This is a genomic window from Endozoicomonas sp. SESOKO3 (assembly GCF_024606255.1).
In genome coordinates this window covers 1-9,752 of sequence record NZ_JAHHPR010000798.1, presented here as the reverse complement: position 1 = coordinate 9,752, position 9,752 = coordinate 1, and the positions used below count along the sequence as shown (strand labels likewise).

Annotated in this window: 13 protein-coding genes; 6 read left to right on the top strand and 7 right to left on the bottom strand. The window is 45.0% G+C overall.

Annotation, left to right across the window (positions count from 1 at the left end; translation table 11 throughout):
• Together KDK18_RS14295 and KDK18_RS14290 are read right to left on the bottom strand one after the other, a co-directional pair.
• Positions 1 to 509 (bottom strand): hypothetical protein (locus tag KDK18_RS14295; RefSeq protein WP_257255607.1); only part of this gene is annotated, 509 nt, incomplete at its 3' end.
• 451 nt (positions 510 to 960) lie between these two features.
• Entirely contained in the window at positions 961 to 2,199 is a 1,239-nt protein-coding gene (locus tag KDK18_RS14290) for a hypothetical protein (RefSeq protein ID WP_257255606.1), read from the bottom strand.
• A gap of 101 nt (positions 2,200 to 2,300) precedes the next feature.
• On the opposite strand from KDK18_RS14290, the gene KDK18_RS14285 reads away from it, so the two are divergent.
• On the top strand, positions 2,301 to 2,438 hold the full coding sequence (locus KDK18_RS14285) for a hypothetical protein (protein ID WP_257255605.1): 138 nt from the start codon (positions 2,301 to 2,303) through the stop codon (positions 2,436 to 2,438).
• A gap of 242 nt (positions 2,439 to 2,680) precedes the next feature.
• Here KDK18_RS14285 and KDK18_RS14280 read toward each other — a convergent pair whose 3' ends face one another.
• The 3 genes from KDK18_RS14280 to KDK18_RS14270 are packed head-to-tail and all read right to left on the bottom strand — an operon-like array spanning position 2,681 to position 3,428.
• Positions 2,681 to 2,971 (bottom strand): HigA family addiction module antitoxin, encoded by a 291-nt coding sequence (locus tag KDK18_RS14280; RefSeq protein WP_257255604.1) that lies wholly within the window; start codon positions 2,969 to 2,971, stop codon positions 2,681 to 2,683.
• Complete coding sequence (locus KDK18_RS14275; protein WP_257255603.1) at positions 2,971 to 3,249, bottom strand: type II toxin-antitoxin system RelE/ParE family toxin; 279 nt, start codon at positions 3,247 to 3,249, stop codon at positions 2,971 to 2,973. Before KDK18_RS14275 ends, KDK18_RS14280 begins: the two co-directional genes overlap by 1 nt.
• A complete protein-coding gene (locus KDK18_RS14270) occupies positions 3,246 to 3,428 on the bottom strand; it encodes a hypothetical protein (RefSeq protein WP_257255602.1) in 183 nt (60 codons plus the stop codon). Before KDK18_RS14270 ends, KDK18_RS14275 begins: the two co-directional genes overlap by 4 nt.
• 57 nt (positions 3,429 to 3,485) lie before the next feature.
• Here KDK18_RS14270 and KDK18_RS14265 point away from each other — a divergent pair, with 57 nt between their 5' ends.
• The 3 genes from KDK18_RS14265 to KDK18_RS14255 all read left to right on the top strand — a co-directional run bounded on the left by KDK18_RS14265 (position 3,486) and on the right by KDK18_RS14255 (position 5,312).
• Positions 3,486 to 3,710, top strand: a complete 225-nt coding sequence (locus tag KDK18_RS14265; protein WP_257255601.1) for a hypothetical protein — start codon at positions 3,486 to 3,488, stop codon at positions 3,708 to 3,710.
• A 65-nt stretch (positions 3,711 to 3,775) separates the two neighbouring features.
• Positions 3,776 to 4,378, top strand: a complete 603-nt coding sequence (locus KDK18_RS14260; protein WP_257255600.1) for a hypothetical protein — start codon at positions 3,776 to 3,778, stop codon at positions 4,376 to 4,378.
• Between the two features lie 145 nt (positions 4,379 to 4,523).
• Positions 4,524 to 5,312, top strand: a complete 789-nt coding sequence (locus tag KDK18_RS14255) for a hypothetical protein (protein WP_257255599.1) — start codon at positions 4,524 to 4,526, stop codon at positions 5,310 to 5,312.
• 88 nt (positions 5,313 to 5,400) lie between these two features.
• On the opposite strand, the gene KDK18_RS14250 is transcribed toward KDK18_RS14255, so the two are convergent.
• Complete coding sequence (locus KDK18_RS14250; RefSeq protein ID WP_257255598.1) at positions 5,401 to 6,306, bottom strand: LysR family transcriptional regulator; 906 nt, start codon at positions 6,304 to 6,306, stop codon at positions 5,401 to 5,403.
• Positions 6,307 to 6,827: 521 nt separating this feature from the next.
• Here KDK18_RS14250 and KDK18_RS14245 point away from each other — a divergent pair.
• A complete protein-coding gene (locus KDK18_RS14245; RefSeq protein ID WP_257255597.1) occupies positions 6,828 to 7,883 on the top strand; it encodes a porin in 1,056 nt (351 codons plus the stop codon).
• Between the two features lie 375 nt (positions 7,884 to 8,258).
• On the opposite strand, the gene KDK18_RS14240 is transcribed toward KDK18_RS14245, so the two are convergent.
• Positions 8,259 to 8,459: a hypothetical protein gene (locus KDK18_RS14240; protein WP_257255596.1), complete on the bottom strand. Its 201-nt coding sequence runs from the start codon at positions 8,457 to 8,459 to the stop codon at positions 8,259 to 8,261.
• A gap of 97 nt (positions 8,460 to 8,556) precedes the next feature.
• Between KDK18_RS14240 and KDK18_RS14235 the strand changes: the two genes are divergently transcribed.
• Entirely contained in the window at positions 8,557 to 9,567 is a 1,011-nt protein-coding gene (locus KDK18_RS14235) for a linear amide C-N hydrolase (RefSeq protein WP_257255595.1), read from the top strand.
• Positions 9,568 to 9,752 lie beyond the last annotated feature (185 nt).

Below are 9,752 nucleotides of genomic sequence, written 5' to 3'. Positions count from 1 at the left end.
TTAAAAATATCAAGGCTATTGAATTTCAAAAATCCATATACACTGAGTCCTAAAAAGGCGTTGATTGACGTCAACTTAGTAAACACTTCAAAAAATTCATAATCGACATAAACACCCTCTGTTTTAATGTTAGCGATATCAATAGTAAATTTAGACAGTACATCTATTATGGTACCTGTCATAGATTTAACGATAAGATGCAGAAAAATCACGGACTCTATGGCTATTTCTCCATCACTGATCGATAATCCACACAAGACATTGGATAGAAGTCCACTCGTTGATAAAATTCTTTCCAAAACCGGTTTTTTTGGCCATGAACTGTAGGTTTCTTTGAAGACAATTGAACCAACTGTCATCAACGATGTTATCTCAAGTAACTCGCGGGAGTTTTCGGTTAACGGTAACCGGGGATGTAATTTATACCTGATCAGACTTAAAGACCAATAGTTCACTTCAAACTTCAGAATGGTAGATAAAAAAAAAGGAGTAGCTTTTGGCCAGCTCATCACCTGAATTAAAAAGGATATCGTTGGTGTTATTGCGCCGTAAAAAATCAAAATCCTCTTTTTGGTAACTGCTGGCAATATTCGGCAAGAGTAGCATTGTTATTACTAACAGCTGAACCAGAAAAAAATAATTAACTCTTCTCATAGATGGATTCCCTCGATACCGGCAATGAATTTACATAATCACCAGTACCGATGCAAAACACTTTGAAAGCCAGCACCTCACCTATGTAAATGACGGTGTTGGCCGTTTAACCGGCAGTTAAGTAATGAATGACATCAACAGCCTCTGCCGGGATATTTCAAGGATAGACCGTAGGGTTGCAGATGCAGCTTTATGATGAGCCTTTGTCAGTGCCAGCACCTATAGCAACGATGCTTATCCTGGGTGGCTGACTGAGAATAGTGTCCATCCAGGCGACCCCGTCCAGACAACCCCGAAGCGAGGACGCTATTCCCAGTCAGGCTCCAGAGGATAGGTCATCTGAATCAGATAATCATATATTTGATGGAGTGTTAAATAAGGGCGCGTCCAATGACCCCAACCTATTTTACTCAATGTTTCGTCTACTGGAGTGCCATTATCAACAAATTTGGCATAGCTATTGATAAGGGCGAACAGCGATGCGACCAGCCCTATTTTCAGTACTGTAACTGAGTGGGCGTTTTCATTGCCATCTGTTGGCACTAATCCGTTGATGGATACAGCCAGAGCTCCACCCATGATGAGCATTGTGGATACGCCGACCAGGACTCCCATCCCGATTATGGCTCGAAGACTCAGTGCGGTTTCGCTTGTGTCTAGCTCATCAGCGGCTTCAAAAAAGAAAGCGCCTCTGCTCAATGCTCCGATTATGTTTCCGGCAAAAGCACCCAAGAAGGCTGAGCATCCGATTTCCACGCTTTCGTTTTGGGTTATGTCTCTATATTCGAGTGCAACATCGAATGCGATTACGACTACAACCAAGGCAATTGATAAGTTACTTGTCAGGAAAGCTTTGTTAAAGTTGTAAAGAAGAGTAGATGAAGCAAAGATAGAGTCAGATATTGTGTGGGTAGACACATATAAAATTGATAAGAAAGCAATACAACTTAAAGTTCTTTTAAAAGCATCAGGATTATTGAATTTCAAAAATTCATATACATTGAGCCCTAACAAGACGTTGATTGACATCAACTTAAGAAACACTTCAAAAAATTCATAATGAGCACAAATATTCTCTATTTTAATATTAGCGATATCAATAGTAAATTTAGACAACATATCTATTATGGTACCCGTCATAGCTTGAACAATAAGATGCAGAAAAATCAGGGATTCTACGGTTATTTCTCTTTCAATGATCGCTGTTCCCCATATGACAGTGGATAGAATACCACTCGTTGATAAAAGTCTTTCCAAAACTGGTTGTTTTGGCCATGAGCTGTAGGTTTCTTTGAGGGCAATTGAACCAACTGTCATCAACGATGCCATCTCAATTAACTCGCGAGAGTTTCGATTTAACGGTGATTGGGGATATAATTTATACCTGATCAGACTTAAAGACCAATAGTTCACTTCAAATTTTAGAATGGTAGATAAAAAAAAAGGAGTAGCTTTTGGCCAGCTCACCACCTGAATTAAAAAGGATATCATTGGTGTTATTGCGACGTAAAAAATCAAAATCTTCTTTTTGGTAACTACTGGCAATTTTCGGCATGAACAATACTGTTATTACAAATAGTTGCACTAGAAAAAAATAATTAACTCTTCTCATAGATAGACTCCCCCGATACCGATAATGAATTTACATGGCCATTAATAACAACAATGTAAAACCCTTTGAAAGCCAGCACCTCACCGATATGAATGACGGTGGCAACCCTGTGACCGACAATCAAGCAGTGGATGACAACACCACAGCCTCTGCCGGGACATTTCAAGGATAGGTCATACGCGTCGAGATGCAGCTCTGAAAAAAGCTCTTATCGGTATCAGGCACCGATAACGACGATACTTATCTTAATGGTGACCATTATATATCTACCATAGCCGCCTTTCTGGATCGCAAAACCACCCTGATCAACAAAGCCATCACCTTCCACCAGCAACAAATTGAACGACTAAAAGAGTACAAAGCCACCCTGATCAACAGCGCCGTAACCGACAAAATCAAGGTGACCTGAGGGCGTCAGGCCGCGTCCGATTGGTAGGGAGTGATGCCCAGCTCCCTTTGCTTGAGATGCCAAAGGTCATAGGCATTTTGTATCCGCAGCCAATGGACGGCAGAGGGTTTGCCAAACACTTTTTCCAAACGCAACGCCATTTCTGCGGTAATCGCCCCCCTGCCGTTGATGATTTTGGACAGGGTCTTCCGGCTGACGTGCAGGTGTTCAGCCGCTTGGGTAACAGAAAGTCCAAGCGGCTTCAGCAGATCTTCACCCAGAATTTCACCGGGGTGAGCGGGGTTGTACATTGGCATCAGTGGTAATCCTCATAGTTAACTATTTCGACACCGGCCTGAGTCAGTCGGAAGGTAACTCGCCAGTTGCCACTGACGGTGACCGACCAGATACCCTGCCGTTCTCCTTTTAGCTGGTGCAGACGGTAGCCGGGAAAATCCATTTCAGAAATATGCTCCAATTCTTCCAGGTTGGTGAGAAGGCGCTGTAATTTTCTGGCATGTTGCGCCTGTATTCCAGAGGTTTTACCGGTACGATAGAACCGCTCCAACCCTTTGTGCAGAAAACTGATTATCATAGCTGAAGTGTAACCCCTAAGGTTCCAGTGTCAATTGAGAGATGATTATGGTCAGCCAAACCAATGAGCAGGCACTTGAGGCCGCCATCGAATAGCAGCTTACCGGCACCTGCCTTGAGCACAGGAACAGGGTAGCAGAAGGTGTTGCCACCGTTGCGCTGAACTATGGTTATGCACAAGATGAGTTGCTGAACTCGGTGGATTTGTCCTCCTACGGCCTGCAACGGGTGAAGTTTATGAGCATTGCCAGCAGTATTCGGAACCATCCGGACTTTGCCGCCAAGTACCAGGGGAACGCTGATCGCCACAACCGGGATTTGGCCTTTAACAAGATTTTTGATGAGGTGATGCTGAATAACCGGCGCAACGAGCTGGAGCTTTATAAACTGCTGGCCACGGATGCGGCGTTTAAGGCGGCGATGCAGCAGAGTTTGCGGGAGATGTTGGATGGTGGAGTCTGATATGTGCAAATATACTTCAGAACGTGACGATGGTCGAATATTCTTTTCTGGAATAATCACGACGAATGAATAACAGTAACCCTCCTGCCAAACCAACCATGGACTACGCCCAATTGCTGGAAGCCCTGAACCGGGCAAGCACTTTTGATCTGTTCCGGCTGAATGCCATGATTGACCGCGAACTGGAATCATCAGAGCGAATTGGCCGCATCAAGGCGGCGCTGACCATAGGGCACAAGCTAAGCTACTTTGACCGTAGCAGCAATTCGCTGCGTAACTGTGAGGTGCTGCAGCTCAGGCAAAAGCGGGCACTGGTGCTGGATTTTACCGATGGCAAACGCTGGGCAATACCCTACTACATGCTCAATCTCGAAGGTGCCGACACCCGCGTCAATCATGAAACTCAACGGGGGCTGAGTCGCCATGCTATTGCTGTGGGTGATCTGCTGGGTTTTAAAGATAAGCATAGAGAGGAACGTTTTGGCCATGTCATCCGCCTGAATACTAAATCAGTCACCCTGCAAGTAGCAGAAAGGCGGTGGAGGGTCGCTTATTCTCTACTCTACCGGGTTCTGGATGGGCAGGGTAACCAGGAAGAGGAACTGTTGATTGATGGTGAGAGGCCTGATCAGTACAATGAGGCAGTTCAGGGTTCATTGCTCGAGTGAATAACTTGTTCCCCGAAGCCTGCCTGTAAAGTAATGTCACTACTTTGTCCTTGCTTGCATCCCGCAGTGATTTGACTGATAGTTCAAATCTGTAATATTCAGCCAGTAAGCCCTCTCGCGAGAGAACAGCCAAGAGATACCGTGAATGCTTGAAGTATTAATTTCTGCCACCAATGCCTTTTGTAAGCACATGAAGGTTGATCTGAATCGTTTACCCAGTCCGGATGGTAAGCGCATAGGCACTCAGCCCATTGCTTCTGGCAATAATGTCATTGCCTGGCAGGTGCATGCGGTTAAGGGCTACCGAAATAGAAAACGGTACACGGACGTGATTGCAGTAGAAGCCCGCAGTCGTTATGCCATTCTGTTTTCTAACCCGATGTTTACCGATTTAGACGAGTTTGCTGAGCGATTTACCAATCGCTGGGTCAGAGAATCTATTCATATGGCCATGGAGAGTGGAGCTACAACAGAAGAGCAAGCTCAGAGCATGTATGACCAGTTTCTGGATATGGAGAAGGAAATCCGGTTTGTCAGAAATACCGACCTCAGCGTCAACGGACATGTTGCGGATGCTGAGCAGTGGCTGAGTCAGTCCTATGAACAATATGGGCTGGAGCAGCTAGACGAGAGTGAAGAGATCGGATTGGGAATGCACCGCATCAACTGCGTCCACAAAAAGGCCAGGCTGTTTCCTGGAGCCAGACAAATGGAGAGGTTTATACCCATGTCGCGGATGGTGGATGACTGGCTGTTCAGGTTTGCCAAAGGTCTGTCTGTGTGGGCGTATCCGGAAACGCCCCACGGGGATTTTCCGAATCCTTTTCCCGCTGCAACAGCCACTGTTATCGGACAGGAGGCACCATTGGCTTTGCCAGATAATGTGGTCAGCCTTGATGAGGTACGTAAACGTAAGAAGTCGCAGCAAGCATAACAGCTATGAATGAATACCATTATTATGAAAAGGTCATGAAACAGAAGCGTCGGCAACCACCAGGCCAAATAAGCACTGGTGTTCCGGATCAAAGTTTTTCGCTCGCTTTAAAAAACTCCTGAAACTTACTTAACAAAAAGCCTCTCATCCACTGATGCGCCTGGTTAAACTGCCAATGTTCCGGCCACACCAGTTCAAAGCTCAGGGGCGGAGAGTCTGACAAGATAGGAAGGAGGACATAATCCTCAAACAAATCCAACGCCAGATACTCCACATTGGTCACAATGGTAAATGCGTCGTTGGATTGAATCGCCTTCAAAGCAGCCTCCGTGCTTGGTAGCTTAAGCCAGGGATTCCGTAAAAAGGCATACTGCTCACGCAATTGATTGATATAAGGACTGGCAGCGATGACCGCCTGGGTCACCACAAAGGGAAATTGATCCATCTCGGTCAGATCGAGCGTTTCCCGACCGCTCATCGGGTGTCCCTTGCGCATCAGAACATTAAACGACGCTGAATTAATGACTTCTTTGCAGAGGTTCTCAGTCGTCTCAGGAAAAGCGACAATCACCCCCAGATCCAACTCACCTGACTCCATGGAGTAAATCGTACCCTCGTCCGGAAGCGAGACAGAACAACTGATACCCGGCGCAATCTGCTTAAGCTCAATCAGGGCCTGAATCAGAAAATGATCGAGAACAACCGAACTTGATCCTATCCGGAAATGGTGCTCACTGGTTGCAGGGTCAAAGTTCTGATTCTCAAAAAGCGTCTCAGAGTCTGCCATCAGTTTTGAAACCAGTGGTTGAACCTGACGAGCTTTTTCAGAAAGGAAAATATGATTCCCCTCCCTGACCAGGATGGGATCATTCAACGCTTCTCGCAGCTGTGACAAAGTCCTGCTCATTGTGGACTGTGTCACATGCATCTGATCTGCTGCGCGGGTTACACTGCCGGTATCCAGAATAGCCTGCAAAGCGGGCAGCAAACTCATTTTCAGCCGGTTACTGGCCATGAGTAATCAATCTCTCTGTTAGACATAGAAATGCCCCCAGCGCAAAAAAGACTGCCCAGACTGCTTATTATATGTACTGAAACAAACTGTTTTTACGCTTCATGAAAGCACTTTGTTTTAGCCTCTTCCTGACAAAAAGAGGAGAAGACAAAACCCTTTCACCGACCTGATGAACCCGGAAACATTTTAAAGGGACTAAACCCTAAAAACAAAAAAGCCGGCATCAATGACTCTGGGTTGATGCCGGCAAATACACACAACACATGAATCGGAGTAGACGATTCATAGCGAGTAGAGTAGTCATTCCAGCCTCCCTTAACCAGTGAAAGAATTCACTCAGCCCATTGAACCGACCGATAAGTAATTTACACGTCGACCCCTCACTTAACACATTCGGCATTTCGATATAACCATTGATGCTTTCAACGTGACCCGTTAGTACAACTACATAACAATCTCGTTTCAACATTAAACACACAATTAGTTGGGACATAGTGATCATGCACAAGAAAATTCTGGCCGCAGCAGTAGCCACAGCAGTGGCAGGTCCAGCAATGGCAGTGAACGTTTACGACGACGGCACAAGCAGCCTGAGCATTGGTGGCCGTGTTGGTGTTGTTGCCAAAAATCATGATGGCGATAACACCCTGAACAACGACAGTGCTCGTATTAACTTCAAGTTCGCGCACAAGTTTGACAGTGGCTGGACCGGTCAGGGTGTCGCAGAGTGGGGCTTTCGCGCTAAAGATGAGTACGACGCCGATGGCAATAAGGAAGAAACCTTCTTCAACCGTCTGGGCTATGTTGGCCTGAGCCATGAAGAAATGGGCGCATTCGCTGCCGGTAAAAACTGGAGCGTAACGTATGACGTTTCCGGTTGGACCGACATGTATGCCATCGGCGGTGGTAGCGCTCTGGGTATCTATGATGGCCGAAACGGCGGTGACTTCGACGGTTCTGCCCGTGCCGATGATGTTATCCAGTACCGCAACAGCTTCGGCGGTCTGAACATCGGCCTTCAGTATCAAATGCAGGATCAGACAGTAACAAATGCCCAGCGTGATTCCGGTTTCGGCATCTCTGCCAGCTATGACCTGGCCATGGGCCTGTCCCTGGGCGCAGCCTACTCTGAAACTAAATACGAAGAAACAGGCACTTTTGCAGATCAGGAGAAATCCAAGTCTGCGACCGCCGGCCTGAAATTTGAAAACGAAAGACTGTACCTGGCTGCCATGTACGGCGAGCTGACAAACAAAACCAATCTGAGTGGCGACCTTGACGCCAAGTCCAAGGGTATCGAACTCTACGGTCGACTGGCTATGAACAATGTTCTGCAAGGCTTCTCCCTGGAAGCAGGTTACAACGAGCTGAAAGACAACAGTTCAGCAAGCGCTGACCAGTTTGAGGCAACTCTGAAAGAAACCATGATTGGTGCCATTTATGAAACCGGCCCAATGCAATTCGCCGTTGAATACGCCATTGACGACAGCAAAAATAAATCTGGCAAGAAGGAGGGTGACAACACCCTGTCTGTGCAGGCTCGTTACTACTTCTAATCGCCTATCAGGCAAGACATAAGAAAGGCCAGCCCATTAGCTGGCCTTTTTTTACTGGGATCTACTTCAGTTTTTATTTTAAACCTGCCCAATCAGTTACAAAAATACATTCCAACCTCTAAACCTCAGCAAAATAAAAAACACAACAATGATTAATAAACACCAATTCTTAACATAAAAAAACACAGTCATATAAATACACTTTACAAAATCACCTCTATTTTCTTAAGCCAATGGAAATGAAAAAAAGCATCCTTTCAAGATCACCAAATATCAGTTTGGCTTCGCAAAGGAGTCTTACAAATGACTCAAGAAAAACGACAAGAAATGGGCAACACTTTTTTGAACTGGCCAGCGCAGCCTGTATCTATCAGTTCAGGCTAGCAGCACAGGATTCATACACCCTAAGGCCAAAAAAGTAGCTAAAAGCACTACAAATTCTGAAGATAATACCGGTGAAGCGGCAAGCTTCATCAAAAATATAAAATGACCGATTGAATCAGATATTAATCCTGAATTCCTGCGGCTATAAATATTATTTTTATACCTGCCCAATGGTTTTTTACATTCAGCCATCGAATAACTTCATAACTCTATTCATAGCAAAGAGAGAATAAAAACCATATTTTATTTGTCGAAACAAGTTAATGAATATTTTATATCGGAGAAAATTATGAATAAAAAAGTCAATCGAAATTTACTAACAACATTTGTCATTTCTTCGCTTTCTGTTTCCACCATTACTGAAGCTTGTTCAAATGTATTTTGGAATAGCCCACAAGGAGCAGTGGTTACACGCACAATGGATTGGATGGAGTCAACCAAACCATTACTTCTAAAAGTAGCGGCAGGCGAAAAGCGTAATTTTCACGGCGCTGAGACCGGCGATAAAGAATACACGGTCAAAAATAGCTTTCTAGCGATTGGCGGTTACGGAAAATTAGTCGGTGAAGGCGTTAATGAGCATGGCTTACAAGCGAGCGTTCAATACTATCGCGGAATGGCATTAGAAAAAGGCGATGGCAATACGCTAAGTCAAAATGAGCTAGCAGGCTATTTTTTAGCAAACTTTGACAATGTTGAGCAAGTAATCGACAACGTGAAAGATATTGAAGTCGGTTTAACCACTATTCCTGGTATGCAGGAACCACCGCGTTGGCACTACATTGTCTCTGACGTATCCGGCGACCGCGCTGTTATTCAATACGATGAAAATGGCGTAAACATATACCGCGGTGATGACGCACAAGTTGTGACCAACACAAGCCAAAAGGACCTGAATGAAGCCTGGGCTGAGAAATCACAACAGCTTAAAGAGTTTGGTGGTTATGGTAGCCAATTCCAACTAGAGGCAGGCAACACTGATTCTGAACAACGCTATGTGTTTGCTAAGTACTTTGTTTCGCAGTTACAAAACGCCACTTCTCCTAAACATGCAATGATGTCTGTAGAAGGTACAGCATTCAAAGTACCACAACAGGCTGCTTACCGACCTCAGGATGGGATGAATACCTACGCAACCGAATACACGATCACTTACAACCTGGATTCTGGTGATGTTGTGTTTAAGTACATGGGTGACGACTGGAGTCAGCGTGAGTGGAACTTCAAAGATCTACTGGAATCTGACCAAAGAATAGAGGTTCCGCTGTACGGCAGGGGAAGTTCAATGAAAGTATTTTAAGAAATAAAAATGAGCTATGTTTAGCTCGCTTTTTTGATCTTGAAGCAGGATACAATACACTGAAAAACAACAGTCAAATAAAATTGCAACAATCGAAAAATCAATTACGCTAGACACAAGATAAATCATCAGAAGGTGAATTTATCTTGTGGGTTTCAGCTACAAAGCTCGCCAAGATTGAAGGC

Bases quoted from the DNA above. Each gene is read 5' to 3' on its own strand.
- KDK18_RS14255 (WP_257255599.1), top strand. From the start codon at position 4,524: ATGCTTGAAGTATTAATTTCTGCCACCAATGCCTTTTGTAAGCACATG.
- KDK18_RS14275 (WP_257255603.1), bottom strand. From the start codon at position 3,249: ATGATAATCAGTTTTCTGCACAAAGGGTTGGAGCGGTTCTATCGTACC.
- KDK18_RS14260 (WP_257255600.1), top strand. From the start codon at position 3,776: ATGAATAACAGTAACCCTCCTGCCAAACCAACCATGGACTACGCCCAA.
- KDK18_RS14250 (WP_257255598.1), bottom strand. From the start codon at position 6,306: ATGAGTTTGCTGCCCGCTTTGCAGGCTATTCTGGATACCGGCAGTGTA.
- KDK18_RS14235 (WP_257255595.1), top strand. From the start codon at position 8,557: ATGAATAAAAAAGTCAATCGAAATTTACTAACAACATTTGTCATTTCT.
- KDK18_RS14285 (WP_257255605.1), top strand. From the start codon at position 2,301: ATGGCCATTAATAACAACAATGTAAAACCCTTTGAAAGCCAGCACCTC.
- KDK18_RS14280 (WP_257255604.1), bottom strand. From the start codon at position 2,971: ATGCCAATGTACAACCCCGCTCACCCCGGTGAAATTCTGGGTGAAGAT.
- KDK18_RS14265 (WP_257255601.1), top strand. From the start codon at position 3,486: ATGAGCATTGCCAGCAGTATTCGGAACCATCCGGACTTTGCCGCCAAG.
- KDK18_RS14240 (WP_257255596.1), bottom strand. From the start codon at position 8,459: ATGGCTGAATGTAAAAAACCATTGGGCAGGTATAAAAATAATATTTAT.
- KDK18_RS14245 (WP_257255597.1), top strand. From the start codon at position 6,828: ATGCACAAGAAAATTCTGGCCGCAGCAGTAGCCACAGCAGTGGCAGGT.